Source organism: Chitinophaga filiformis, from assembly GCF_023100805.1.
Lineage (GTDB): Bacteria > Bacteroidota > Bacteroidia > Chitinophagales > Chitinophagaceae > Chitinophaga > Chitinophaga filiformis_B.
Genome location: NZ_CP095855.1, coordinates 6,631,079 through 6,657,884, shown reverse-complemented (window position 1 = coordinate 6,657,884; position 26,806 = coordinate 6,631,079). Strand labels below are relative to the sequence as shown.

At 47.6% G+C, this 26,806-nt stretch carries 17 protein-coding genes; 11 read left to right on the top strand and 6 right to left on the bottom strand.

Translation table 11 applies throughout. The annotated features are described in order from the left end of the window. Nucleotides 1–6: 6 nt before the first annotated feature. The 5 genes from MYF79_RS25890 to MYF79_RS25870 all read left to right on the top strand — a co-directional run bounded on the left by MYF79_RS25890 (nucleotide 7) and on the right by MYF79_RS25870 (nucleotide 7,871). On the top strand, nucleotides 7–447 hold the full coding sequence (locus tag MYF79_RS25890; protein ID WP_247810785.1) for a MarR family winged helix-turn-helix transcriptional regulator: 441 nt from the start codon (nucleotides 7–9) through the stop codon (nucleotides 445–447). A 282-nt stretch (nucleotides 448–729) separates the two neighbouring features. Next, nucleotides 730–1,611: an AraC family transcriptional regulator gene (locus tag MYF79_RS25885; protein WP_247810784.1), complete on the top strand. Its 882-nt coding sequence runs from the start codon at nucleotides 730–732 to the stop codon at nucleotides 1,609–1,611. Nucleotides 1,612–1,951: 340 nt separating this feature from the next. After that, complete coding sequence (locus MYF79_RS25880; RefSeq protein ID WP_247810783.1) at nucleotides 1,952–3,136, top strand: efflux RND transporter periplasmic adaptor subunit; 1,185 nt, start codon at nucleotides 1,952–1,954, stop codon at nucleotides 3,134–3,136. A 100-nt stretch (nucleotides 3,137–3,236) separates the two neighbouring features. Next, nucleotides 3,237–6,407, top strand: a complete 3,171-nt coding sequence (locus MYF79_RS25875; RefSeq protein ID WP_247810782.1) for an efflux RND transporter permease subunit — start codon at nucleotides 3,237–3,239, stop codon at nucleotides 6,405–6,407. A 33-nt stretch (nucleotides 6,408–6,440) separates the two neighbouring features. Beyond that, nucleotides 6,441–7,871 (top strand): efflux transporter outer membrane subunit, encoded by a 1,431-nt coding sequence (locus MYF79_RS25870; RefSeq protein ID WP_247810781.1) that lies wholly within the window; start codon nucleotides 6,441–6,443, stop codon nucleotides 7,869–7,871. A gap of 335 nt (nucleotides 7,872–8,206) precedes the next feature. Here the strand turns inward: MYF79_RS25870 and MYF79_RS25865 are convergent, their stop codons facing one another. Continuing rightward, complete coding sequence (locus MYF79_RS25865; protein WP_247810780.1) at nucleotides 8,207–9,094, bottom strand: AraC family transcriptional regulator; 888 nt, start codon at nucleotides 9,092–9,094, stop codon at nucleotides 8,207–8,209. Nucleotides 9,095–9,476: 382 nt separating this feature from the next. On the opposite strand from MYF79_RS25865, the gene MYF79_RS25860 reads away from it, so the two are divergent. Together MYF79_RS25860 and MYF79_RS25855 are read left to right on the top strand one after the other, a co-directional pair. Next, on the top strand, nucleotides 9,477–10,400 hold the full coding sequence (locus tag MYF79_RS25860) for a helix-turn-helix domain-containing protein (protein ID WP_247810779.1): 924 nt from the start codon (nucleotides 9,477–9,479) through the stop codon (nucleotides 10,398–10,400). 291 nt (nucleotides 10,401–10,691) lie between these two features. After that, nucleotides 10,692–11,783, top strand: coding sequence for a hypothetical protein (locus MYF79_RS25855; protein WP_247810778.1), 1,092 nt, complete (start codon nucleotides 10,692–10,694; stop codon nucleotides 11,781–11,783). Between the two features lie 61 nt (nucleotides 11,784–11,844). Here MYF79_RS25855 and MYF79_RS25850 read toward each other — a convergent pair whose 3' ends face one another. Continuing rightward, nucleotides 11,845–13,377, bottom strand: coding sequence for a serine hydrolase domain-containing protein (locus tag MYF79_RS25850; protein ID WP_247810777.1), 1,533 nt, complete (start codon nucleotides 13,375–13,377; stop codon nucleotides 11,845–11,847). A gap of 133 nt (nucleotides 13,378–13,510) precedes the next feature. Beyond that, nucleotides 13,511–13,750 (bottom strand): hypothetical protein, encoded by a 240-nt coding sequence (locus tag MYF79_RS25845; protein ID WP_247810776.1) that lies wholly within the window; start codon nucleotides 13,748–13,750, stop codon nucleotides 13,511–13,513. Nucleotides 13,751–14,136: 386 nt separating this feature from the next. Between MYF79_RS25845 and MYF79_RS25840 the strand changes: the two genes are divergently transcribed. Then, nucleotides 14,137–18,090, top strand: a complete 3,954-nt coding sequence (locus tag MYF79_RS25840; protein ID WP_247810775.1) for a caspase family protein — start codon at nucleotides 14,137–14,139, stop codon at nucleotides 18,088–18,090. Between the two features lie 117 nt (nucleotides 18,091–18,207). Here MYF79_RS25840 and MYF79_RS25835 read toward each other — a convergent pair whose 3' ends face one another. Beyond that, a complete protein-coding gene (locus tag MYF79_RS25835) occupies nucleotides 18,208–21,624 on the bottom strand; it encodes a glycosyl hydrolase (protein ID WP_247810774.1) in 3,417 nt (1,138 codons plus the stop codon). 173 nt (nucleotides 21,625–21,797) lie between these two features. On the opposite strand from MYF79_RS25835, the gene MYF79_RS25830 reads away from it, so the two are divergent. Further along, nucleotides 21,798–22,199, top strand: a complete 402-nt coding sequence (locus MYF79_RS25830; protein ID WP_247810773.1) for a hypothetical protein — start codon at nucleotides 21,798–21,800, stop codon at nucleotides 22,197–22,199. 314 nt (nucleotides 22,200–22,513) lie between these two features. Here MYF79_RS25830 and MYF79_RS25825 read toward each other — a convergent pair whose 3' ends face one another. Continuing rightward, nucleotides 22,514–23,092 (bottom strand): hypothetical protein, encoded by a 579-nt coding sequence (locus tag MYF79_RS25825; RefSeq protein ID WP_247810772.1) that lies wholly within the window; start codon nucleotides 23,090–23,092, stop codon nucleotides 22,514–22,516. 302 nt (nucleotides 23,093–23,394) lie between these two features. Here MYF79_RS25825 and MYF79_RS25820 point away from each other — a divergent pair, with 302 nt between their 5' ends. Continuing rightward, complete coding sequence (locus MYF79_RS25820; protein ID WP_247810771.1) at nucleotides 23,395–23,997, top strand: hypothetical protein; 603 nt, start codon at nucleotides 23,395–23,397, stop codon at nucleotides 23,995–23,997. A 180-nt stretch (nucleotides 23,998–24,177) separates the two neighbouring features. On the opposite strand, the gene MYF79_RS25815 is transcribed toward MYF79_RS25820, so the two are convergent. Beyond that, a complete protein-coding gene (locus MYF79_RS25815) occupies nucleotides 24,178–25,935 on the bottom strand; it encodes an amidohydrolase family protein (RefSeq protein WP_247810770.1) in 1,758 nt (585 codons plus the stop codon). 62 nt (nucleotides 25,936–25,997) lie between these two features. Here MYF79_RS25815 and MYF79_RS25810 point away from each other — a divergent pair, with 62 nt between their 5' ends. Then, on the top strand, nucleotides 25,998–26,783 hold the full coding sequence (locus MYF79_RS25810) for a patatin-like phospholipase family protein (RefSeq protein ID WP_247810769.1): 786 nt from the start codon (nucleotides 25,998–26,000) through the stop codon (nucleotides 26,781–26,783). The last annotated feature ends 23 nt before the right edge of the window (nucleotides 26,784–26,806 follow it).

The following is a 26,806-nucleotide window of genomic DNA, read 5'->3' as shown; positions in this document are numbered from 1 at the left end:
TGTTCCATGAACAGACCGATGATGTGCAGTACCATCAGCCACCTGCTTGTGCAGATCTGCAAGGTACACAGGAACAAGGGCAACCAGATGCTGGCCGCCTACAACCTCCATGCCGGTCAGGAACACTTCCTGGCACAGCTATTATGCGGAGGACAGATGACAATGAACGAACTCACGGAAAACCTGGACGTTACCCCCGCTACAGTAACAAGAATGGCCGAAAGACTGGAAAAGAACGGCTTCCTGACAAGGGAAAAATGCTGTGCGGATCAGCGCGTGGTCAGGGTAAAACTCACTGAAAAAGGAACAGAAGCTGCAACTGAGATCATAGATACTACCTGGAATAAACTGGAACAACAGATTGTAAAAAATATGAGCACGGAAGAAAAGGTGTTGCTCAGGCGACTATTAATGCAGGTGTTGGATAACATCGAAGAGGAAGAATAGGGTCATTTTTTCCTTTTTTTTGCCATATTATTTAGCCGGCTAATTAAATATGGTATTGAAATGTAGCAAGAATCGTATAGTATTAAATTATCAAGCCAAATTAAAATTCAATGGATTGCTAGAAAATGTGAGTGGAATTTATACTTTTGTACCACCATATTTGTACTATACGTTAATACTACTTGTTACCACCTGCTTCTGTCCGATCAATTAGTCTAATCAGTCTGTCTGATCACCTTATTTACTGTTAGAACCATTATTAATAACAAATCGCCAAGTGTTATGAGGAATAATGTATTGATACCCGTTTACAACTATGCCGACGTTAACAGGCCTGGTAATCCGGTGAGAGGATTTCATATTGACCGTACTACATATCTGGTACAACCTGGGGATATGTCAGAGCCCCACAGACGCTCTAACTATAGCCTTACCCTGCTGTTGTCAGGCGAAAGCGTACAATATATTGATTTCGAAAAATATACTGTGAAAGCACCTGCGCTGATCTTGCTCGCACCCGACCAGATACATCAGCATAGCGGAGATAGCCTGTCAGAAATTGTGAACATCTCTTTTTCACAGGAATTCCTGATACCAGAGACGTCTGCCAGTGGTATGATATGCTGGGGATGCCTGTTTGAAAAAGCAGTGATTGAACTGACGGATGGCCAGTTAAAAGAGTTAATGAGTTTCGCCCGCCTGATGCTGAGAGAAATAGAGAACCCTCAGCCGCTGAGTGAACTGATCATCCGTAGTCAGCTGAAATCTTTTATGGCCGCAACGGCAAGATTGCCACAGCTCGACATCGCATCTATTCAGTCAGATACATTGCCTAACCGTATCGTACGGCAGTTCAACGAGCTGTCCGACATTCACTATAAAGATAAAACGCAGGTAGCACACTATGCAGATATGATGTTCGTAACACCAGGGCACCTGAACGATACCATCAAATCTGCCATGGGAAAAACAGCCAAACAGATCATAGATGAGAAACGTATAACCGAAGCAAAACGGTTACTGTACTGGGGCGAGCATAGCATCAAGGAAATAGCAGGACAACTGAACTTTGAAGATGACGGATATTTCAACCGTTTCTTTAAAAAACATACAGGCGCAACACCAGCGTCTTTTCAGAGAAGCATCCGGGAAAAGTACAACTAATACCGTAATTTGTTAAACGATTTTCAAAACCATACGTTCTATTTTTGTAGTTATCGATAGGAATAAACTGTTTTAGCAACCGTCAAACTAAAACCGCAAGCTCATGAAGTTCAAATTCTCTTTCTGCTAACCGCCGGAAACTATTTCTCTTAGCAGTTTTTAAAATTTTAAAGTGTAAATCTACCCCGTAGTGCTTACTACGTGACAACTACTGTTTCCTTTCCTTCCACCTTGGAAAGGGCTAGGCAGGATTTGCCCATAGCTCCACAATGTATCTGAAATCGCCAATAAGGATTGCAGCATGGAATGCTATTGTCAATTATCAAGAAAAACAAACCGTATGAACCATTTATTTCAGCTCATTTACAAACAAAAGCCTGCGGGCTTTCTCTATAGCTTAATTGTTATGGCAGTATTATCAGGTTGCACCTCTTCTTCCGCCAGATCAGATGGAGCTCCTCCTCCTCCCACTGCATTGCCTGTATTCAAGGCTGCAGCAGTGCCTGCTACTACCTATCGTGAATATAACGCCGCACTCGAAGGCCGGGTGAACGTGGAGATCCGCGCACAGGTAGATGGCTATCTCGACAAGATCTTTGTGGATGAAGGCGCTTATGTGAAAGCAGGCCAGCCGCTCTTCCGCATCAATGATCGTCCTTACCGTGAGCAGCTCAGCAATGCAGCTGCCAGCCTCGCTGCTGCAGAAGCTAACGAACAGAAAGCTGCACTCGAAGTATCCAGGCTTACGCCGCTGGTAGACAATAACGTTGTTTCTGACGTACAACTGAAAACCGCTACCGCTGCTTTACAGGCCGCAAAAGCGAATGTCGCACAGGCACAGGCGATGGTCAGCAATGCACGTATCAACGTCGGATATACAGTGATCACCGCACCGGTGAACGGATACATTGGCCGCATCCCTTATAAAATAGGCAGCCTCGTAGGACGTAGCGAAACACAACCACTCACATTGCTTTCCGATGTGAACGAAGTGTATGCTTACTTCTCCATGAGTGAAGTTGACTTCCTCCAGTTCAAAGACAAAGTGAAAGGCAACACCATCGCAGAAAAAGTAAAACAATTACCTCCTGTGGAACTGGTCATGCCCGACAACTCCATCTATCCTGAGAAAGGCCGTATTGAAACCATGGAAGGTCAGTTCGACAAAACAATGGGCGCTGTCAGCTTCCGTGCAGTATTTCCAAATCCTAACGGATTGCTGCGCTCCGGTAATACCGGTAAAGTGAAGATCTCTGAATCGTTTCCTGCTGCATTGGTGGTGCCACAGGAAGCTACATTCGAGTTGCAGGACAAAGTATTCATTTTTACTGTTGGCGACAGTAATAAGGTAGTCAGCAAACCTATCAAAGTATCAGGTAAGAGTAACGCTTATTATTTCGTGGAAAAAGGTGTGGCGCCCGGAGAAGCGATCGTCTATACAGGCCTGGATCGTCTCCGCGATGGCGTTGTTATACAGCCACAACCAATATCACTGGATAGTCTGCTGAAAGCAAGACCGCTCTAAGCGATCGCAGACAGCATCGGAGCCCTTTAAATGGCGCATAACGGCCATATAGGGCAATTACGCTTCAGACATCCGGATCAACAACTAATGCAACAAGATTATGTTAAGAAAATTTATAGAAAGGCCCGTACTGGCAACGGTGGTTTCCATCATACTGGTGTTACTGGGATTATTGTCCCTGGCCACCTTGCCAGTTACACAGTTCCCCGATATCGCGCCGCCCAGCGTGGCTGTTACAGCCTCTTACCCTGGTGCGAACGCAGAAGTCGTAGCCCGTTCTGTAGCTACCCCTATTGAAGAAGCGGTGAATGGTGTGGAAAACATGACCTACATGACCTCCACTTCCAACAACGACGGCTCCATGACGCTGACCGTATATTTCAAATTAGGTACAGATCCCGATCTGGCGGCAGTAAACGTGCAGAACCGCGTTTCCAAGGCTACCAGCCTGCTTCCTGTAGAAGTAGTGAACGCCGGTATCACCACGCAGAAACAACAGAACAGTATGATCATGGTGGTGAACCTGATCAGCGATCAGGAAGAATATGATGAGAAATTCCTGCAGAACTATGCGAAGATCAACATCATCCCGGAAATACAGCGTGTAACCGGGGTAGGACAGGCAATGGTGTTTGGCGCCAAAGACTATTCCATGCGTATATGGTTGCGCCCCGACCGCCTCGCTGCCAACAACCTGTCCCCGCAGGACGTATTGACCGCTATCAGGGAACAGAACCTGGAAGCCGCGCCCGGCCGCTTTGGCGAAAGCAGCAAGGAAGCATTCGAATATGTGATAAAATATAAAGGTAAACGTAACCAGAATGAACAATATGAGGACATCGTGCTGAAAGCAAATGCTGACGGTTCTCTCCTGCGATTGAAAGATGTGGCCCGTGTTGAATTCGGTTCCTTTACTTACAGCAGTGATACACACGTGAATGGTAAGTATGGTATCGGTATCGCCATCTATCAGACCGCCGGTTCAAACGCCAATGAGATCCAGACACAGGTGAACGAACTGATGAAAAAGGCGGCAGGCCTTTTCCCACAGGGCGTCGACTACTTCAATATCTATAGCACCAAAGAATACCTGGATGAATCGATCGACCAGGTGAAACATACGCTCATAGAAGCCTTCATACTGGTATTTATTGTGGTGTTCATCTTCCTGCAGGACTTCCGCTCTACGCTGATCCCGGCCATAGCCGTACCTGTCGCCATTATTGGTACCTTCTTCTTCATGCAGCTGTTCGGCTTTACGATCAACCTGCTGACGCTGTTTGCGTTGGTACTGGCCATTGGTATTGTGGTGGACGATGCCATTGTGGTCGTGGAAGCCGTCCATACGAAGATGGAGCATATCAATATGACGCCGCGTACTGCAACGATCACCAGTATGCAGGAGATCTCCGGGGCGATCATCTCCATTACCCTGGTAATGGCCGCCGTGTTCATTCCGGTTGGTTTCATGCAGGGACCGGCAGGGGTGTTCTACCGGCAGTTTGCCTTCACACTGGCCATCGCGATCCTGATCTCGGCGCTGAACGCCCTGACATTGAGCCCTGCATTGTGCGCCCTGTTGCTAAAAAACAATCACAGCAAAGATGTACATGGCGCCGCTTATACCAAAGGCTTCGGCAGCCGCTTCTTCAAGGCTTTCAATACAGGTTTTGAAGCAGTGACCAATAAATATATCAACAGTATACGCTTCCTGGTGAAACGTAAGTGGATACCTATCGGGGCACTGTTACTGATATTGGGTGTGACTGCATGGTTAGTGAAGAGAACACCTACCGGGTTCATACCGACAGAAGATAACGGTTTCGTAGTATACTCTGTGACCATGCCTCCGGGTACTTCCCTGCAACGTACACAGGAAGTGGTGAACAAGGTAGAGAAGGAAATGAAGGCAATGGAAGCGGTGAATACTTACCTGAGTGTTTCCGGCTTCAACCTGCTCACCAACTCCAACAGCTCTGCCTATGCAATTGGTTTCGTGAAACTGAAAAAGCATGAGGACCGCGGACAGGCAAAAGATCTGAAAGATGTGATGGGCATGATGCAGGCAAGGCTTGCCAATATCAAGGAAGCCAGCATCTTTATGTTCAACATGCCAACAGTACCTGGTTTCAGTAACGTGGATGGTTTTGAGGTGATCCTGCAGGACCGTACCGGTGGTCCGCTGGATAAACTGGCCAATACTGCGTATGGTTTCATCGGTGAGCTGATGAAACGTAAGGAGATCGCTTTTGCATTTACCACTTTCAATGCCGGCAACCCGCAATATAACCTGGAGATAGATGAAACAAAGGCGAAACAATTAGGCGTATCTGTGTCAGATGTGCTGCAAACGATGCAGGTATACTATGGTAGTACCTTCGCATCTGATTTTAACCGCTTTGGTAAATACTATCGTGTCATCGTACAGGCAGAGGCGCCTTCCCGTGCACAACCGGAATCGCTGAACGGCATCTATGTGAAGAACAATGGAGGGGAAATGGTACCACTGAATGCTGTTGTGAAACTGGAAAGGGTGTATGGTCCTGAAACTGTGACCCGCAATAACCTGTTCAATGCAGTGACCATCAACGGACAGCCTAAACCTGGTTACAGTTCCGGTGATGCCATCAAGGCAGTGGAAGAAGTGGCACAGCAATACCTGCCAAGAGGATATTCCTATGAATGGGTAGGTATGACCAAAGAAGAGATTGCGGCGGGCGGACAGGCAGGTATCATCTTCCTCCTGTGTCTTGTGTTCGTATACTTCCTGCTGTCAGCACAGTATGAAAGTTATATCCTGCCATTCTCAGTGATATTGTCTATCCCGCTGGGTATTTTCGGCGTATTCCTGTTCATTAACATGTTTGGTATCGACAATAACATATATGTACAGGTAGGTTTGATCATGCTGATAGGGTTGCTGGCGAAGAACGCCATCCTGATCGTGGAATATGCCGTGCAGCGGCGCCGTAATGGTATGGGACTGCTGGCGGCCGCGCTGGAAGCATCACGCCTGCGTTTACGTCCTATCCTGATGACGTCTTTCGCCTTTGTGGCGGGTCTGACACCATTGATGCGTGCAACAGGATCTTCCGCGCTGGGTAACCGTTCCATCAGTACCGGCGCTGCCGGAGGTATGCTGACGGGCGTAATACTGGGTGTCTTTGCGATCCCGGTGCTGTTCATCGTTTTCCAGTATTTGCAGGAGAAGATCAGCGGCAAACCGCTGAAAGCTGCTTCGCCTGAATTGGCAGGAGATGCAACAGTATAGCGCATTTAATATTAAAGCATAAAGAAAAACAGGATGACACTAAAATATATCAGGATTCAAATCGTCTCTTTCTTTATAGTTGCAGGATTTGCAGCGTGCCGGGTGGGCCGTAATTATGAACGGCCCGCACTGGCGCTGCCGAACCAGTACAGCGACACTGTCCTTGCCGCTACTACGACGGCAGACAGCAGTATTGCAACAATAGAATGGAAACAGTTTTTTACAGATACCACTCTTCAGGGATTAATAGGAAGGGCGCTGAGCGGGAACTATGATCTGCAGCTGGCATTGAAACGAATAGAAACGGCACAGGCATATCTGAAACAGGCAAAATTAGGCTGGCTGCCTGCTGTGAATCTCCAGGCTGCAGCGTCTACTTCCATCCCTTCGAAGAACAGTTTAAACGGTACCAGCCTCAATACTTTCCTCGGTACAGATCATATTGAAGACTACAGTCTCAGCGGAGGCCTGTCCTGGGAGATAGACGTATGGGGAAAAATAAAACGTCGCAAGGAAGCCGCACTGGCCAGCTACCTGGAAACGTATGAAGGCATGCATGCAGTGCAGACAGGACTGGTGGCCGATATTGCCAACAGTTACTACAACCTGCTCATGCTGGACGCCCAGCTGAATATCGCCCGCAGCAATGTCTCCCTGAGCGATACCATTGTACAGATGATACGGCTGCAAAAGACAGCCGGTGAAGCCACTGAACTGGCGGTACAACAGGCAGTTGCACAACGGCAAACCGCTGCGCTGCTGATACCGCAGCTGGAACAGGCTAAGGCCATCGAGCAGAATACCCTGCGCATACTGGCAGGTGAGCTGCCCGGTACCATAGCATACAACACCACCCTGACAGGTACACCGTTGCGCGAACTGTTGCCCACCGGCGTACCGGCGGCTCTGCTCAGCAACCGCCCCGATGTAAGGGCGCAGGAAATGGCATTGAAAGCCGCCAATGCGGAAGTAGGCGTGGCGCAGGCCAGCATGTACCCTTCGCTGAATATCACCGCAAGCGGTGGCGTAAATGCTTTCAAAGCCAGCGACTGGTTCACGCTGCCTGCTTCCCTGTTCGGTACCGTAGCAGGTAGTATTACACAACCCATCTTTCAACGGGGACAGTTGAAAACTAACCTGGAAGTGGCAAAGGTACAACGCGAAGAGGCCGTGATCCGGTTCCGCCAGATAACACTGGATGCAATAGGAGAGGTGTCTAATTCGCTTGTAAAGCTGGATAAGCTGAAAACCCAGCAGCAAATTGCATCGGAACAGGTGAATACAACCCAGCTGGCAGTAGTACAGGCAAGAATGCTGTTCCGCAGTGGAATGGCCAATTACCTGGAAGTGGTCACCGCGCAGGGCAAATCACTGGAAGCTTCACTGACGCAGGCAGATATTATCCGTCAGCAGCTCAGCGCTTCCGTTGAACTGTACAGGAGCCTGGGAGGTGGTTGGAAATAGACAAAAGATCAGAAACAGTTGTAATAGGTAGATATAATGTTTGTAACCCGATAGCGCCACAGCCCTGTGGCGCTATTATTTTTTATCATCAATAAAAAAGCTGTTCCTGAATAGAAACAGCCGTTTGGTAACCAATGCCAACTTGATAAAAATATCAGGTTAAATTTTCGCTGATGATCCGATATCTTGTTGATAACACTGCAAAGATGAAAAATCAAACCTTTTACAACAATGCAGGAATAGAGGTTTAACTTGTATTAATCATGGAATGTTGTTGTGCCGGCAATCCCACGCAGTAAACAGTGAATGCCCGGGAATGGCGCCGGCAAAGACACTCAGCTGCTTGTCAGCACAAGGCATTCCCTCCTGAACTCAGTAAAAGTGGTGCCCGTTGCATTCTTAAAGAACTTGCTGAAATGTGCAATATCTGAAAAGCCCAGGTACCACGCTACTTCTTTCATACACTCATCAGCGTACGCCACCCTTCTCTTGGCTTCCAGAATAATACGCTGACGGATATGATGGCTCGCCGGATAAGCGGTGATCTTCTTAATGATCTCATTCAGGTAGTTAGGCGTCACCGCCAGCAGTTTCGCATAATCCGCCACCTTCCGGTGTGTTTTAAAATGCAGTTCCACCAGCGACTTGAATTTTTCCGCCAGCTCGATATTCCTGGTCTGCATGAGCGTTTGTAAGGGGGCCTGGAACTGCCTGGCAACATATATCAGGAATATCTTCAGGTAGCGGCGCAGCATCTCTGTTTTGAACAGGTACGCATTATTACTTTCCTTCAGCATTTTAAGTGCTATCTCCTGCATCTCTCCCGCAATATCACTATCCAGCCTGATGCCCGCGGACCGGGAGAATGACTGGAACAGTCCCGAATTATACATCAGGTCAAATTCCTGTTCCCCCATGTGCAGGAAGGCTTCTGTAAAAGAGATCACATATCCTTCCGTTAGTTCATCAACTTTCAGTTGATGCAGTTGCCCCGGCGTAACACAGAAGATACTGTTATCCTGCAAAGTAAATTTCTCGAGGTCCATAACCAGGGTGCCGCCACCTTTAATGATCCAGATGATCTCGACATATTGCTGTTTGTGCGGGATCATATTGTGAGCTGCTATATCCGCTCCCATTTTATGGATAGCATGAATCCTGAAAGGCAGGGCAGCGTCAGTACTTTCACTCTTCAGCAGGGAGCTATATTCCGGAAACTTCATAATACAGTGGGTTTATGTCCAGGATGTTTCCAAATATGTGCCCGATTATTTTATGCTGATAATCAGTATTTTATCCTATTTGAAAGAAAAGAGGAAACACGATATTTCGTTATATCACCATTTCCGGGGCGAAATGTCGTACTACTGATCGGGGGAATGTCGCCTGCTTTGACGCGGCGCCCGATGCGGGGCTGAGAGAACGGAGGCAATTTTCGCCAAATAAAGCGAATAAAAACAGTGAAATCGCTAAATATAGTTAATTGTCAATTGAAGAAAAAATATCAATTCGCTGTATATCATATGATTAGGTGAGTGGTATATGATTTGTTTTTCTATACACGTGATTACATTGTCATTCATTCGGAACCATTAACCACACATTATGCCAAGAACTACTCACTACTGTAATATGCAAACCGCGCTGGATCCTCACTCAGAACAGCCTCCTTTGCAGCTTGAGAAAGCTGATTTGCTGTTTAAGATCCATAAACTGGACGAGGGGGCGGCCAGCAATCATCTTATGAACAATATCCCCCACCAGCATAACAGCTTTAAGCTGATATGGGTATTGGAAGGAAACGGTCAGTACCGGGTGGATGGTGAACAACAGGAAGTAGGTCCTAACCAGGTATATTGCCTTACTCCGGGACAAATCCACCAGTTTAAACTGAACAGGAACATAAAAGGTTATGTTATCACCTTCAGCCAGGAATTCCTGCTTATGCCGAAAGATAATGCGTCCCTGATCTTTCATCCAAATTCCTTTCACCAGCTGGCCGGTACGACGGTGATCCGCCTGACGGAAGACCTGCGGACGGAAATGGAAGATCTGGTAGTTAAGATGCTGAAGGAGTACGACAACTTTTTCCTGCTGCGTGCCGAAATATTGAAAGGCCTCCTGAATATTTTCATGATCTATCTCACCCGGCAGTATAATCCCGTTGCCCAACCTGCCCCCAAACAGGGGAACAGGTCGCTTGTAAACAGGTTCTTTTCTATTGTTGAACAGAAATATATGGTCTATAAACTGGTGGCCGACTATGCTGATGAATTGGCGGTGACGCCCAATCACCTGAATGAAATGGTGAAAAAGGTATCCGGCTTCCCAGCCAGTCATCACATTCGCCAGCGCGTAGTACTGGAGGCTAAAAGACAAGCTACCTATTCCGGGTCAAGCATGAAAGAGATTGCGTACAGCCTGGGCTTTGATGATATTGCACACTTCAGTAAGTTCTTCAAGAATTTTTCAGGGAGAAGTTTTACAGATTATAAGAAAGAAGCCATGCAGCAATACCTGAGCATGTAGCCAGGTCCGGAAGTTAGATGAATGATCTGTGATGCGTTTGTATCCAAACCCGGATAGTTGCCCCTCTTATGAGGATACCTGTGGCAGGAATTGACTGATGTCGTCAATGGCTTTGCTTACAAGGCAGGCCTGCCGTAATGTTTATTGACCCATTATTTCCCGCGGATGCTTTTGTGTTATCCGCTGCGGCGACATTTCATGTCGCTGTATGTATTATTGTACAAAGACACACCACCTATACATAGCGGCAGAAAATATACCCTGAAAATTTCCTAATCAAAACCAATAAATATGAAAGCCCTTTCAGCCAAAGCACTCGCTTTGCTAATAACCATCGCTGCTGTTTTTACTGCCTGTAAAAAACAATCTGCAGAACAAAAACTGAAGTTAAACAAGAACACTGCTGTAGCACCTGCTCCCAGTAAGGATGCTTTGTTGCTGGCCGATCTCTTTAAAAAAGAGGCTCCCCAAACCCAGTTTTTCACTGTTCAGTCCCGCGAGAACAGTACCATTACGACCCGAAATGGCAGCAAATACATCATCCCTGCGGGCGCTTTCCGCAGACGGGATGGTTCATTCCCGGCCGGCCTGGTGACTGTTGCCATCAGGGAAGTACTGACCCCGAAAGATTTTGTGCTGGCAGACAAACCTACCGCCAATGCCGGCGATTACCTGCTTTCCTTTGGTGAATACTTTGTACGCGCTACCGAAGCCGGTGCTGACCTGACCCTGGCAACCCCCATTACAGTAAGGGTAGTGCCCAGGGGAGAATACCGTCCGGGGAACGGTGTCCCCATGTGGGATGGCGACACCAGCGTGCTGCAAACTTTCGATGGTTTTGATTACCGGAATCAGCCCATTACTGTAGCGCAGGCTGTTTCAGAGAATCCCGGCGTTGATTGGTCACAGACGCCCAGCTATGCATTGTTTAACCCATCCACAGGCACGCTCGATTTCCAGCTGACAGACCTGCTTACCTGGAGCAACTGCGATGCCTTTAACACGGTTAGCGGACCAAGAACAACCGTACTGGGATATTTTAATGTGTTCAATAACGAGACCCCGGGCTCTTCTCCTGAGCAGCCAAGCATGCTCTTCTTCAAACCCAGGAACATCAATTCCGTTATCAAGTTCTATAATCTCATCCTGGATGCCCCTGATGGTTTCAAAGGCTTCCTGAGTTATCAGAATGTTGTTCCGGTAGGACAGGAGGGCACGTTCCTGGCCATTACAGCACTCAACGGGCAGTTCTATGCTGAATTGAAAGATGTGGTAATTGACGCACCTGCGCCGGGTGCAAACTATTCTCCTGTGTCCTTTGATCTGCAACCTGTGTCAGGTAGCGATCTTTTGGCAATGATAGCAGAATTGAATAACAGGTAATAAAAACAAATAGTGTGGCTGTGTAAAGCCACACTATTTACATAACAGGACGGATAAGTCGCTACAGCTGGCTGAGTAACTGTTTCAACGCTTTTATGCCGCCCTGGTTGTCCGGGTTTAACGCAATGGACTTCTGATACATAAGGATGGCTTCCTGTTTTTTGCCCGCCTGTGCAAGCGCTTCCGCATAACTGTCGTATGTGTTATAGCTTTCGGGAAACAGCTGCATATTGATCTTAAAGGTGGCTATTGCAAATTGCAAATGGTCAGGGAATGAAGAGAAGTACAACAACTCATAGCCCAGCTGGTTCATCTCCTGTTCGCTGAGATAGTATTTAGCGGTGTCGCTTTTTAGTAAAGTAAGACAGTTCCGGGCTTCATCCACACCGTACCCTACCATGGTACGCGCAAACAACCTCACAAGGGACGACTTTATTTTCAGCTGTAAGGGCGGCTGATGATTCATGATGTAGAAGGCCGATGTAATTACATTTCCGAAGGCTGGCCCTGCAACATTATCGAATGCTATAATGGTTTGCTTCCTGTCAATGTTCCTGAAATAAAAGGTGGCTAAGCCAAACTGGAAGCCGCCATGTCCCACAGATCTCCCATATCCGGGTTGCTCAAAGATCTCCCAGCCAAGGCCGTAACTGCCTTTGCCTTCCCCCAGCATGGTATCCATATGGTCCCAGTAAATTTCACCACTATTGAGGCGGACAGGTGTCAATGCTTCTGCTATGGAGGCAGCACTTAATAATTTGCCGTCGAAGAAAGCCCGGTCAAACCGTTGCAGATCGCTGGTATTGGTGATGATATTGGATGCACCCGCAGGGGCGCTGTTATTGTAACTGGTATAGCGATAACGTTGTACCTGGAAAACAGGCGTGTACGTTGTGTCATAGTACGCGGCCCATACATTCGGCGTGGCTATTCCCCGCTGTGATTGCTGATAGGATGTCTTTACACAATAGGTCAGCAACATCCTGGCCGGCCCAAAAATATATTGCTGAAGATATGCGCTGTACGAGAGGCCGCTGAGCTTTTCCACCAGCATAGCCAGCAGGCAATAGTTTACATTGCAGTAACTGAATTTATCGCCTGGCTGGAAATACAGTGCTTTGCCTTCCTTTACCAGTGTGGGAATAATAATCTCATTCGTAATAATGGTATCCGGAAACTGTTTTACAAGGGGCTCATACAGTTCCAGGTCAGGCAGGCCGGAAGTGTGCGTCAGCAAATGCCTGATCGTAATACCAGAATATGGGAATGCCGGGAAGTAATGCTGAAAGGTATCTTCTAACCGGAGCATTCCTTTTTCCTTTAACTGGAGAATAGCTGTCGATGTGAAAATTTTAGATATGGAAGCCAGGTTATAGCGTACGTTGATGTCATTTTGGGTGGCGGACGGAAAGTCTGCATAACCGAAAGACCTTACATAAACGGGCCGTCCGTTCTCAGCCAGGAATATATTCCCGTTCATGTTTTCCTCTCTCGCAATGTTGTTAAAAAAGGTATTCAGATTCCCGAGCCTGTTCTGTGCTAAGGAAAATGTCCCGCTCAGCACGATGACAGAGAGGAAAAATATGCGTCTCATAGTGGTGTCGATTTGATCGCAATACTAAGGAAGAACGCGATGCAGATGGGACAAATGTGACGAAACGCACAGGATAAGTGATAAAGCAAAAAAGCCTTCTGCACAGGGCAAAAGGCTTTATATTGGTCTGGTCTTACTGGGGAATGCTGTCTTTACGCCAGGTACTGTCTTTCTTCATTTTATGCTTCATCTTCATCTTATATTTGGAAGTGTCAGAACGAGGCGTGGTGTCCTGTCTGAATTGATCGTTATAAGTAGTGTATGATTTATCCGTACCAGTCCTGGCAGCAAAAGATGGGGCAGGCAGGCTTTGGAAATAAACAAACACACCAGATGCGATGAGCAGGCTGAGTGTTACAAGATGCTTTTTCATGACTGAGAATTTTAAAGAGGAATTAATAAATATCCCTTATCACTAAAATCCTGCTTATTTGAGTTGTTAGGTCAATATTGTTATATACCAAATCATTATACCTCCGGAATATTTAACTATTGAAATGAAATGGTATGTTACTGTAGACTTGTAGATAAAAAGGGGGTAAATAAATATACAAGCCCGGCCATAGGCGAATCGTGGAAAATGATGGTAAGGTGCTGATTATGAACTTAATTTCATACATTTGGGAATAGACAACGCAGTTTGTTGCTAAATTGAAAAATCGTTTATTTAAAACATCACACGTTACACGGCGCAATAGCCTGAGATAAGTACCATCAACTGATTTTATTAATACCCCAATATTTAAATTCAGACTCTACATGAGATACGATTCTTTACCCCAGATCGAAGCTCGTTTCAGGAGTGAAGCGGCTCCATTCCTGACGCCATTTTCCCTGCAGGTTCCTGATGAACAGCTGATCCTTAAAGGACAATTGTACAAGCCAGACCGCAGCAATTATTTCTATCCGGACACGCATACGAAGGAAAGGATAGTACTACATTTTACGGCCGGCAATCTGAAGTCCGATATGCAGAGCCTGACCACCCAGGGAAGACACGTCTCCGTACCTTTTGTCATTGCCAGGGATGGCACCATCTACCAGTTATTCCCTTCAGGTAACTGGTCAGGCCATCTGGGGCCCGGACTTGGAAATCAGGGTACAAACAATGCGCAGGATAAGGTCACTATCGGCATCGAGCTTTCTAATTACGCGTATCTCGTTCCCCGCGACGGGAATTTGGAAACCATTTACTCACGTGCGCCCCAAAATGGTAAGCCCGGCCCCGTTGACGAGTATTGTTCATTAAGCAATACCGCCGCTTACCTGAAGATCGACAAACCTTTCAGGGAGCAATCCTATTATGCTTCCTATACACAGGAACAGATCGAAAGCACGATCATCCTGCTCAGGTATCTGACCGCTAAATATAATATTCCCCGCCAGTTCCTGCCGGAAGATAAAAGATACATAACGACCGATGAAGTACTGACGTTCAAAGGCATCGTGTCTCACATCAATTACCGCCCCTCCGGTAAATGGGACATCGGGCCTGCCTTTGACTGGGACACCCTGATCAATGGGGTTACTGCTACTGAATTTACCCCGGTAGCTACTGTACGTTCATTGAACTTTGCCTCCCGTGAACTGTCTATCGGACTGACCACCGAAGGCGGTATCGCTGCGCAGTTTGTTGATGAGAGCAGTAGTGAAGAAGGTGCACCCGAAGCAACTGACAATGAAGGATATAATCCCAACGACTATGAAGACGGTACCGCAAAAGAGCTGGCGCCCTCCAGTGGAAAAGTATATGCCCTGCTGGCAGGTATCAACGAATATGACCAGGTGCGTAAACTAAGCGGTTGCCTGCACGACCTGCAGCAGGTGGAAGACTACCTGAAGAACCGTACAGTGTTTGATTGTAAGATCAAAAAGATAACAGACGCTGAGGTAACAAGGTCCAATGTGGTGAAAGCATTTGAAGAGCACCTGGGACGGGCAAAGAAAGAAGATACTATCCTGTTCTATTTTTCAGGTCATGGCACACAGGAAGACGCCGCTCCGCTGTGGGATGAGACAGACGGCAAACTGGAATGTATCGTGTGTTACGACGGCGGGACCAGCAAAGCAGCTGAGTTCCTGCTGACAGACAAGGAGCTGCGCTACATGATCGCTAAACTGTATGAAAAGACGGGCGCGCACATCGTCGTGATCTTCGACTGCTGTCACTCCGGCGATAATACCCGTGGTCAGCTGATCAATGCCGCCTTCAGCAAAGACAAGGTGATCAAACGCATGATCTACGACAAAACACGTTACTCCGGCGCTTTCCCGCAACGTGAATGGAGCGAATTCGTGTTCAGTACTGAGATCAAAGAAGAAGACATCAAAGACAAGAAGGTGGACGAATTCCTGCCTGAGGGCGTCCATATCCAGATGGCTGCCTGCGAAAGTAATCAGTCTGCCGTTGAAGTGAACGGGGAAGGGGTATTCACCAAAAAACTGCTGGGCGCTCTGGACGCCTGCACAGGCAATGTTTCCTACAACGACCTGGGTAGCAGGATCAGGCAGTACCTGCGTTTCAGTTTTGAACAGACGCCACGCATCTATGTATCAGGCGATACTGACAGGCTGCTCTATACCGGTTTCCTGAATCGCAGCCTTAGCGACAATGTCACCATTGCTGAAGCTACTTACGGTAAAAATGGCTGGCAGCTGAATATAGGAGCTATCCATGGTGTGGATAAAAACACGAAGCTGACTATTGTAAATGCCACTGATGCCAGCCAGAAATGGAATGCCGGCATAGACAGTGTGTTCATTGACTACAGTGGCATTACCATTGACGGCGCGCCCGACCAGGCTAAAGCCCATAAGGTATTTGCAGAGGGACTGATGAGTGGGAAAATATTGCTGGAGCTAAACAACAGCAACGGCAATCCTGCAGAAATGGCCCGGCTGCTGGACGATATTGAGAGCAAGGCTGGAGGTCATTTTGAATTCCAGTCGGGTGTTGCGGAAAATGGCCACACTGCCGACTATACACTACATATCAGGGCAGGTGAAGCGGTGATTACCCGGGCCAATGATCCTTACCGGCCGGTAGTGCGCCCGCTGGATCTGACAAAAGAGAAGGGCGATGTTGAACTGGTGGAAACCCTGAAACACATCTCTCAGTGGCACTTTATCAGGCAGCTGCAGAACAGCGTTATCCCCGAAGGCTTCCCTGAAAAGCCGGTACAGATAGATGTTACCAGGATCTATCCTGATGACAGCAGGAAAAGCATCAACACCGGTAGCGGAACCGCCACCTTTGATTTTGAGCCTGGTCAGGGCGGCTGGAACGGCGCCATGGAAATAAAGCTCACCAATACTACACAACAGCCGGTATATGTAGCGGCCCTGTACCTGGGTATCCAGTTCAGCAGTTACCTCGATTACCTGTCACAATCACCCTGGCTGCTGGATCCTGGAAAAGAGATTGTGCTGGCCCGGAAAGGCAAAGACAGGATCATTATACGCCAGGACGATTTCGTAAGGGAATATAACTGGCCATTAAGCATGGAAACGCTGAAGCTTATTGTCAGTACAGACGAGTTCAATGTAAAGGCGCTTTCCCTGGGTAACCTGGCGGCTCCTTATGTGCTGGCCGATCGCGAAAAGGGATTGGTAAGGGGCCGAACCGAGATTGCCAGGGCGGCAGTCATGGACGATAATGATACTCCAGCAGAATTTAAAGGCTGGATCACCCAGACCTTATACCTCGTCTTCAACAACCCGGATTTCAACAACATAGACCGTAAAACGCTCAGGGAACTGATGGAATACGACGAGACGGCTTATTATGCCGCCGGACTGTATTATGATCTGGTAACGGACGAAAACGGGCAACCTACCCGCCTGAAGCTGAAACCGGAGATCAAGGTCCCGGAAGGTGAAAAAGGGCTCTGGGGAGATGTGGTACTGTGGGCAGCCAACGCAATAGAGAGCCGGCAGCGCAGGAGATTATACAGACGCCTGAAAGAAACAAACAGGTTAAGGATCGTTGCAGAAGGGGATTCCTGGTTCCAGTATCCTATCCGTGTGCTCGATACCATTGACCATCTGTACAAGCTCTATGCGATCCGCAGCTTTGCTGAAGCAGGAGATACGCTGGAGAACTACATGAAGGACCGGGAATACCTGAAAGGGATCAAAGAGGAGGAAGCGCAGATCTTCCTGGTCAGCGGTGGCGGTAATGATATACTGGGAGAGCAGTTCCAGGGTTCTTTGCGCGATACGCCCGCAGAAGACGATATGACGCCGGCACGCTATCTTAATAAGACCTTCTTCGATAAACTGGACCGCCTGGAAACGTGGTATACCGATATGTTCACTGAGCTGCATAACAGGTTTCCTAACCTGCGTATGCTGGTGCATAGTTACGATTATATCATACCGGTCGATACAGACCTCTATCCCCGTAAGACCAGCTGGCTGGGTAAGTACATGATCCGGAAGAATATTCATCAGCAGGCGGTGAGAGAATCCCTGATCCGTTTTATGGTAGATGAATTCAACAAACGCCTGGAAAAAGTCACCGCAGCTTTCCCTGGAGTGGTTTATTACATCAATGTAAGGGAGATCGTAGACCGGGGCAGCTGGTATGATGAAATACATCCTACCAATGCAGGCTTCAAGCTGGTGGCCGACAAATTTGTGGATGTCATCGAGCAGCTGAAAGCTGATCTTAAGCCATTTGCGGAAGCGCCGGTAATGTCTGCCCGCTCCTGATTGTAACTATCCGTTCAGAATAAAAGAAGGCTGTCCTCCTTTAAGGTGAAGCCCCAAAAGAGTCTGACTTTTGGGGCACTTCACAGGGAGGACAGCCTGTTTTATTATCAGCAGGATCTACCTGTTGGAGATCACTAATTTGAAAACCTGCGCATTGAACTTAACAAAGTAAACACCATCAGGTATACTACCGATATTGATTACATTGGCGCCTGCCTCCAGTTTTCCATGCTTTATCACTCTGCCCGTCAGGTCACTTATCGAGAACAGACCACTGCCTTCAGACTGTATCTTCACCCAGTTTTTAGCAGGATTCGGATAGAGGAATGCCTGTTGAGCGTTTGTACCGCCAGCTTTCATTGCCAGCGAGGGGCCGGATATTGCAAGAGCAGTTGCAGCGCCGGCAGTGCCACATACCTCAAACTCGTAGATAGAATATCCCCATTGTGTATTTCTGGCGGTACCGGTCATACGGATATAGCGGTAACTGGCATTCAGGTTGTCTATGATATCCGTTCTGTTGCCGGAAGGCATATTGGTCTTCGTCGCAATAGGCAGCCAGGTATTACCGTCTACAGACCCGGTCAGGGTATAGTCTTTTGCATTTGCCACTTCCCATGTGATGGTGATCTTGTTCACAGCAGACACAACGCCCAGGTCGACCGTGAGCTGTTGCGGATCTGTGAAAGCGCTTTCCCAGCGGGAGCCCGGATTGCCATCAATAGCCGCTGCTGCATTGCCGCTTGAAGCGGTAGCGGTAGATGGCAACAGTCCGTAACAGCCGCTGGGCTGTTGTCCGTTGGCCGGCAATGTGGGATACGTAACCAGCGTTCTGGCAGGCACATTAAAAGATGCCACCACTACGCCTGCGTTGTTATATACATTACATGTCCTGGCACTGGCGCCTGGATTATATGCCACCGCATAGCTGAATGCCCCGTTCTTTTCAAACACGCTGCTGGAAGGGAAGTTAGTACGGAAGTTAAACGAAAAATAGCCCAGGTTCTGGTTGGCATGTGTATAGAAATAAGTCATGCCCGCCACCTCATAATCCATGACATAACGGTTGTCGGTAACAGGAAGCAAGAGGTTGTTGGCCATAAAGGCAGCCGCATACTTAGGATCGGACAGGTATTTAAAGCCCAGTGCTACATGCGCCCAGTCGTCGCCAAACTGTGTTTCATTGGTATGTCCGTCTATTGCTGCGGATTCTGCCAGCATATCATTGTATTCCCGTCTTGCCCAGGCCGTATCTCTTGCCAGGTATTTAAAGCCGGGATTTACAGGCAGGTATTGTATGCCGTGTATGTGTACAGGGCTGGCGCTGAAATAAGTGCCATAGGCAAAACCCTGATTAGAGAGGATGCCCACTACATTATGCGGATATACTGGGGGCAGGTTCCTGTTCTTCCAGTCAAACCAGTATTCCAGTGTGGCGTAAGATTCACTGATATAACCGAATGCACCTGCGTCGCGGATAGCTTCATCGTTCAGCATATCTCCCAACAGGAATAAACCTATCCACGATTGCATGGCTTCAGATGTAGACTCCTGGTTGTTGCCGGTAGAGGAACTGGTGCCGCCGGCGTAACTGTGCCCTATCCAGGGGTCAAAAGTTCTGAATGAAGGCAGGAAATTATCTGTTTTATCCCAGTTGGCATATTGTTTAGCCACCAGTTTGATCATGGGGCCATACTGGGTCAGGAAGTCAGGATCGGTCATGCCATAAAGCGCACAGGCATAGATGAGGTAACCATAGTGGAAATGGTTGTCGGTAAACTCGGAAGAACCGTATGATTCATTAAAACCGACTATAGCGCCCCAGCGATCATAGCGGGCGAAGAATTTTTCCTGTTCACCAGGCGTATAGGTGAGCCAGTTCACCAGTGCCTCCCGTGTTTTCGCTTTCAATGACTGGTATGCCTGATGATTCAGTTCTTTGGCCATCAGGGTATACTTGGCATAGTTCACCAGGTCTTTACCACCCCAGTAGGTATCTCCACCATAACCCTGTTTCTTGGCGAATCTGGTCAGCAGGTCAAACAGCACATTGGCATCATATGGATTAGCGTCCGCTGCGTTCCTGTAAGGGGCATTGTAGGTAGGCAATATGCCGTTGAAATCGTAGGTAAAAGAGAACGACTTTCCTATTGCTGTTTTCATGGATCCTCTCGGCGTTACATAATTAACCGCAGTGAAGGCAATATTATTTGCCGCGTTCTGATACAGGTGAGGCAGGAAACCTTGTATGGTGTTGCCGGCGGTCTGTCCTTTCAGGTTGACGGTGGTGATATTCCAGTTCACATACACTTTGCCCAGGGCTGCGTCATAGTCGTATGTTACGGTCGTATTGGATGGTTTGTTAAATGCATAGTTTTCATAGGTCCCCAGGTCGGCGGGAGAGGGGAGTGCAGAAATGACAAAGTAAGCGTTACCATTATTGGTGTTCAGCACCAGCCGCTCTGCCTGGTTGCCGTCAGACGCCCAGCGGGTACCGGTATTGCCGTCATTGACATTGTTGCCGGTAAATGCGCCCTGTACGGAAGATACCTCTACGGGTTTGTTCCCGGAAAGCAGCGTGTTGCCGTTGTATACCTCCATTTCCCATAGAGAGTAGGCATAGATAGTACCTTTTTCTGCGAGCGCCAGTTTCACATATCTGGCAGTAGTATTAATGCTTAGACTATCAAGTCCGCCATTGCCATTTGCCTCAGAAGCGACGGTGCTCCAGGTGCTGCCATTGCCCGATACCTGTATGGAGTATCCTTTTGCGAACGCTGTTTCCCAGTTTAGTTTCACTTTGGTGATGCTTTGTACAGTACCAAGGTCAATACTCACATATTGTTGTCCCTGTAGAGCTGCTGTATTCGAACCGTTAAGATGAACGCCAAAATAGCGGCCATCAGTTTGTATCACAAAAGATCCCGTGGTAGGAAATTGTACGGCCGCGCCACTTTGGGTGAGATAGGAAGCGCCTTTCTCAAAGGAAAACTCCGGGTTAATACCCTGTGTTTCCAGCCACATAAAAGGAATACCATGCACCATTGTTACATCCATGTTCCTGTTATGAACGCTGTCAGGCAATGACATGACCACTCCCCAGTCTGACCAGTCTTTTGCAATGGCCCTGGAAGGAGTATATCCTGCGGCCCTGATCATCATACTACCGCCGTAAGCAATGTTGGAACCATCTGCCACAAAGCTGTTCGGGTAATACATTTTAACGCCGTAATCTTCCGGATCGGCCGCCAGTGGATAGGCCCACATCATGCCGCCATACTGCGATACTACCAGGTCTGTCCACCAGTCGTTGGTTGGAATGGGCTTGTTCAGTTTATCGGCTGCAACATAAATGGGCCGGTCATATACAAACTGATACAGATCTCCCAGACCATCTTTGTTGTTATCGACGGTGTTTTCTGTAGCCGGCGGAAATGAGGCATAACTTCCGGCGCCAACGGGAACGGGCGTTTGTGCGTGCAGTTCTAATGCACTTGCAGCCAGCAGCAATGCTGACAAGTAAAGGCTTTTCATAGTTACCAGGTTATTTTGAGTTTATAAAAAAAAGCGACTGAAAAGTTGTTGACACTATAACGTGGAATGTCCAGGCATAAGGGCGCTGTCCTTTCAAATATACTAAATTGAGGGCAGTGTAAAGGTCAAATAATAGGAATATACCGTTATACTTGCAGGAGAATTATTGTATTATGATCGAAGCAAACGATGTGCGTCCGGGCAACCTGGTATGGTATTATGATCTGTATATGAATGAAACGGTGTTTGAGGTGGAGGGGATGCTGGATGGCTTCATCTATAGTTCAACACTGCCCAAAAGTAAGTTGTCGCTGGCCAATGTACATCCCCTGTCTTTAGACACAGGCTACCTGCGCAGCCTTGGATTTGTAAGGGGAGACAGGGCGCATGGAGAAGATGAAAATGTTTACTCCTATAAGTATAACCGCAATGACAGTGTGTATGTGAGGGACGAAGGTTATGCCTTTCAGTTCCTGGCTGCCGCCCCGGGACTGTTGGTGCCGTATGGGCAACCCGTCGTGCATGTACATCAGCTGCAGAACCTGTTTTACTGCCTGACGGGGCAGGAATTATAAAGAAAGGGATGTATCAGCATAAATGAAGGCTCCCGATGCTCGTTTTCCTTTCTGATAATTCCTGCTCCCATGTTATGATCAGCATATTGTTTGTGCCCAACAACGCTTTATTGTGTGAGCAGATACCTGGCAAATGAAAACAACAGTGTTATTTTTTCAATGACTTATGGATGGAGGCGCAGGTAAAAGCTGCACATCATCGAATATCATTGCCAGTGCCCTAATAAAGCGGCAGGATGCCGGGATGCAACAAAGCAGGTCCCTGCATCAGGAGCTCCGGCAGCGTCACAACAACAGCATTATTTTTCAGCAATTTATGGATGTGGTCCCATACAAACGATCTGTACACCGCTGAATGTACCTTTCAGGCTGATCGTTTTTTCAGTACCTGATTCAATGTCATTGCTGCCCGTAAACTCAAAATGACCTGAGATGAAGGCTTTCACATCATCAAACCTGATCTCTGTCAGGGTGAAGCTACCTTTTTGTGCATTACATGACACATCTTTACCTGTAGCATCATCTGCAGTTTCTGCAGATTCATCTTTCGGATAGTTCAGGTATTGTGCGAAGTTGCCCGATCCATCGTCAGCTGTGGATTCCTCCAGTGAAACTGTAACAGGTTTGAATTCCCCGATCTTCTTCAGATCAAATTTAATGGACAATGTCCTGTTTCCATCGCGAAGTGTACATTCCAGGTTCATGATAGCCATTTTACTGGTACCAATGGTGGCATTTCCCCTGATATCGTGAGAGGAAATAACGTCGCCATTCTTTTCAATGTTAAAGGTACCCGGATTAAGCACTTTTTTTTGCGCCAGTACGGTCGTGGAACCCGTACAGAAAAAGGTGATAACAGCACTTGTTATCAGTGATAGCATTTTAGTTTTCATGTAGGTCTGGTTAGGGATAGCTGATTAAGTATAACGTTGAAAGATACAAAAAATATTTTCAATATCAGTACTCCTCACCATTCAGTTGACCCGCTATTTTATAACAACGGTCTTACTGCATCCTGAGCGGTATGGTCAACCGGCGGTCAATTGTCCTGCTTTATGAAGAAGTATTGGTAATGAGTGATTTAAGTGCCTCCATAGCGTTATCTGCCTCGGCTGCGGCCACCAACGCCTGTTAACACATATGTTATATTGATAATTAAAATAATGTGATCTATCTTGCCTGTTTAACAGGCATTATGACCAGGCATTGGACAAACTACGACAACAAAGGGGACAAACTGATAGCTTTCGCAAATGGAACATTGTACAAGGCAAACCCTAAACCGGATGAAATAGACAATATAGTCAGGGACATGCAGATGAATAATTTTGCGGCGCCTGGCCTCTTTGGTATTCCTGCAGACTATATCAGGGAAATCCGCCTGCAGGAGGGGAATGATTATATCCAGGTGATGTTCGGTAAAGATTCAGAAGAACACCTGCAAATTAAGGATGAGGCGACGAGACAGGAAGTATTTGATTTCCTGAAAGACCATTTACCGGGCGCCTCCTACCTGGTAGATACCTATACCAGGTTCAGGGCAGCTAAGAAGCCAATGATTGCGCTGGCAGTTGTGGCAGTACTGTTCCTCTACAGCCTGAATGTAGCCCTGAGGCTGGATGCGGGCGAAAGCGTGATGGCGGGAGGGCGTATCGGCGGGCTGCTGTTAGGAATTGCTTCGCTGGGCGTCAATAAGGTTTTAATGGTGTATGGCGCCCTGATAGCCATTGCGGGTACGCGAACAACACTGAAGATGATGAATCCGCCTGTTGTGCATCTGATCCGCATCGTGCGTTAATGACTGACATATCAACGACTAAATTTTTTTTCTATAAGTTACTCAACTGTTCCAGGCGGTATCCGTACGAAAGGAGGTGTATCATCTTTGCGTTCAGCCCCTTTTATTCGAGTACCGCCTGGCGTTAGAAGATCATTGGTTTGCTCATGGTACCGTTTTCAGGTTCCGGATATTTATAAGTTAACGGATAAAGGCAACCTTCACGATCTTATCGTTTTCAATAGTATAAACAGCGATCGCTTCAACTGGCTTTTCCCCCATACCTGTTATGCTTTCCTGATCTATCACGGTATTACCCAGCAGCATCCTGTTCACCAGCTGACAGTGTAATTCTTTTGTCCTGTCAAAGATGCCTGCATACCGTTGGCGCATTTGTTCTTTGCCCTGCATCAGCAATTTGCCGCTGGCCTGGTCATAGATGGCAATGCTATCGCTATACGGCGCCAGGAAGGCTTCAATATTCCTCGCGTTATAAGCGTTCAGCTGTTGCTGTACCAGTATTGCCGGCGTAGGCTTCAACAGTTCCTTTGGCTGTAGTTGTATGCCACGGTGTATGACAGTTTGTACATCTGCCAGTGCGTTCAGATCCTGTGCAGGGTCTTTATCCAGTATCAGCAGGTCGGCAATCTTTCCTTTCTCTATACTGCCATAATCCCCGTCTTTTCCGAAACCCTTTGCCGCATTGATAGTCGCACTACGGATGATCTCCCGGTTGCTCAATCCTGCCCGTTGCATGGCCTGCAATTCAGTAAAAAAGGAAGATGCATGCAGTGTACCGATGTTACCTGCATCTGTGCCTGCTACTACATTCACACCGGCCTGTTGCGCCAGTTGCAGGTTAGTACGCATAACGGTATCTTCTTTTGAAGGAATGACATGTCGGCTGCGTAAACTCTTATAATCAAAGCCAGTCACTTTCTTGTCGATATGCTGAAGGTCTGTCAATGTGCCCAGCATAAAAGGATCCCCATAGGCCAGGTCATGGGCGGGGAAATCGAATTGCTGTGTAAATGCCCGTTTATAACCATGCATGACGGTCAGGGTAGGAATATACACCGTATGCTTGTTTTTCAGTAACTGCAGCATTTCATTGTCCAGCACCTTGTCGTCCACACTATGCACCAGGATGTCTGCGCCCGCGGTAACCGCCAGTTTAGCGGTTTCATACTGGGTAGCATGTACGGCTACCTTTAGCCCGTGTGCATGACTTTCATCTATTGTGGCCTTTACAATAGGTAAAGTACTTTCAGCCGGCATACCGGGTACTACGATGTACCAGATCTTGATGAAGTCAGGTTTATAGGGCAATTGCTTCTGTACCAGTTCCCGGGCCTCCTCCGGCGAGGTGACTTTCACAATAGGAGGGTCTTTCTTGTCCAGGTTAGGAGGAAGATAAGTGGATATCAACGGCCCTGTTACCCAGGCATTGGTCGCCAGGGGATCGGCATTCACTTTATCTCGGATGGCAAAGTTGCTGAATGGTCCGCCTACATCTGCTACAGTAGTAATACCGCATGCGAGGTAACGGGCCATCATATCGGCCAGATGTTCCTTCGCCCACTGCTGGTCCTTTTCATAAGGATATACAGCCATGAGGTTCAGGCCGTCAGGCCGGGTATAGAGGCCGCCGGTCTGGAAGAAATGGATATGCGCATCCGTCATGCCTGGCATAACATACTTGCCTGTTGCATCTATAACAACAGCGCCGGCAGGTACCTTTAGTTTCTTTGAAGATCCTGTGGCCAGTATACGGTCATGCTCAATAACGATGGTCTGATCTGCCAGTGTCTTATTGCTGTTCACATCTATCAGGTTTGCATGTGTGATGCACAGGGCAGAAGGCGCATTGTTTGCAGGCGGTGTAGTGGTGGATTGTGTGTAACCCGGCAGTGCATATGCGACCAACGCAGCTGCCCATAACAGTGGGATTTTTTTCATCGGGTTAAATTTGATCGGTATTAAAGATAGTAGATTTTACTTTCTTTATATATATTAGACACATGAATCAGGAGTTGAACGTCCCTATACAGCGTCCCTTTGTACTATCCGGTGGTGGCGCCCGTGGTTATGCCCACATTGGTGTATTAAAAGCCTTTGCAGAACACAACATCTTTCCCGAAGCCATTGCAGCTACCAGCGCCGGCTCTATAGCAGCAGCCTTCATCTGTGATGGGTACACTACTGATGAGGTAAGAGAGATCTTTCTGCATACGAAAATGGGCCTGACGGTCGACTGGAAGAACCTGAAGAACGGATTCCTGTCCCTGAAGCTCCTGGAAAAGGTACTGACACAGACCTTACGCCATACAACTTTCGAATCATTGCCCATTCCTTTGTATGTCACTGCTACCAACTTCTCTACAGGACAGCAGACCATTTTCAACAAAGGCTCCCTGATCCCCGCTATACTGGCGGCTTCGAGCATCCCCATGCTGTTCCCGCCGGTGATCATTGAGGGCATTCCGTATGTGGATGGCGGCATTTCCGGAAACCTGCCTGTAGAACCTTTGCTGGGAAAATATACATCTATTATCGGTGTGCACGTCAATCCCCTCACACCTTACAATCCTGCGAGTGGCCTCCGGGCCAATATTGAGCGGACCCTGCACATGGCTATCCACGAACCGGTATTGAAGAATCAACTGCTGTGCAGCCGCTTCATTGAGCCGCAGGAGTTAGGGCGCTTCGGTATGTTCGATTTTAAACGTTTCGACGCTATTTATACCGTAGGACTGGAATACACCCGCCGGATACTGCAGGAAAGCCCTGAGCCGCTTGAAGTATAAAACCTTGTTTGTCATTCAATAAT

What these genes read in the sequence shown, in the direction of transcription:
- MYF79_RS25815 (WP_247810770.1), bottom strand. Translation starts at nt 25,935, where the DNA reads ATGAAAAAAATCCCACTGTTATGGGCAGCTGCGTTGGTCGCATATGCA.
- MYF79_RS25810 (WP_247810769.1), top strand. Translation starts at nt 25,998, where the DNA reads ATGAATCAGGAGTTGAACGTCCCTATACAGCGTCCCTTTGTACTATCC.
- MYF79_RS25855 (WP_247810778.1), top strand. Translation starts at nt 10,692, where the DNA reads ATGAAAGCCCTTTCAGCCAAAGCACTCGCTTTGCTAATAACCATCGCT.
- MYF79_RS25845 (WP_247810776.1), bottom strand. Translation starts at nt 13,750, where the DNA reads ATGAAAAAGCATCTTGTAACACTCAGCCTGCTCATCGCATCTGGTGTG.
- MYF79_RS25880 (WP_247810783.1), top strand. Translation starts at nt 1,952, where the DNA reads ATGAACCATTTATTTCAGCTCATTTACAAACAAAAGCCTGCGGGCTTT.
- MYF79_RS25850 (WP_247810777.1), bottom strand. Translation starts at nt 13,377, where the DNA reads ATGAGACGCATATTTTTCCTCTCTGTCATCGTGCTGAGCGGGACATTT.
- MYF79_RS25885 (WP_247810784.1), top strand. Translation starts at nt 730, where the DNA reads ATGAGGAATAATGTATTGATACCCGTTTACAACTATGCCGACGTTAAC.
- MYF79_RS25870 (WP_247810781.1), top strand. Translation starts at nt 6,441, where the DNA reads ATGACACTAAAATATATCAGGATTCAAATCGTCTCTTTCTTTATAGTT.
- MYF79_RS25825 (WP_247810772.1), bottom strand. Translation starts at nt 23,092, where the DNA reads ATGAAAACTAAAATGCTATCACTGATAACAAGTGCTGTTATCACCTTT.
- MYF79_RS25890 (WP_247810785.1), top strand. Translation starts at nt 7, where the DNA reads ATGAACAGACCGATGATGTGCAGTACCATCAGCCACCTGCTTGTGCAG.
- MYF79_RS25875 (WP_247810782.1), top strand. Translation starts at nt 3,237, where the DNA reads ATGTTAAGAAAATTTATAGAAAGGCCCGTACTGGCAACGGTGGTTTCC.
- MYF79_RS25865 (WP_247810780.1), bottom strand. Translation starts at nt 9,094, where the DNA reads ATGAAGTTTCCGGAATATAGCTCCCTGCTGAAGAGTGAAAGTACTGAC.
- MYF79_RS25840 (WP_247810775.1), top strand. Translation starts at nt 14,137, where the DNA reads ATGAGATACGATTCTTTACCCCAGATCGAAGCTCGTTTCAGGAGTGAA.
- MYF79_RS25860 (WP_247810779.1), top strand. Translation starts at nt 9,477, where the DNA reads ATGCCAAGAACTACTCACTACTGTAATATGCAAACCGCGCTGGATCCT.
- MYF79_RS25820 (WP_247810771.1), top strand. Translation starts at nt 23,395, where the DNA reads ATGACCAGGCATTGGACAAACTACGACAACAAAGGGGACAAACTGATA.
- MYF79_RS25835 (WP_247810774.1), bottom strand. Translation starts at nt 21,624, where the DNA reads ATGAAAAGCCTTTACTTGTCAGCATTGCTGCTGGCTGCAAGTGCATTA.
- MYF79_RS25830 (WP_247810773.1), top strand. Translation starts at nt 21,798, where the DNA reads ATGATCGAAGCAAACGATGTGCGTCCGGGCAACCTGGTATGGTATTAT.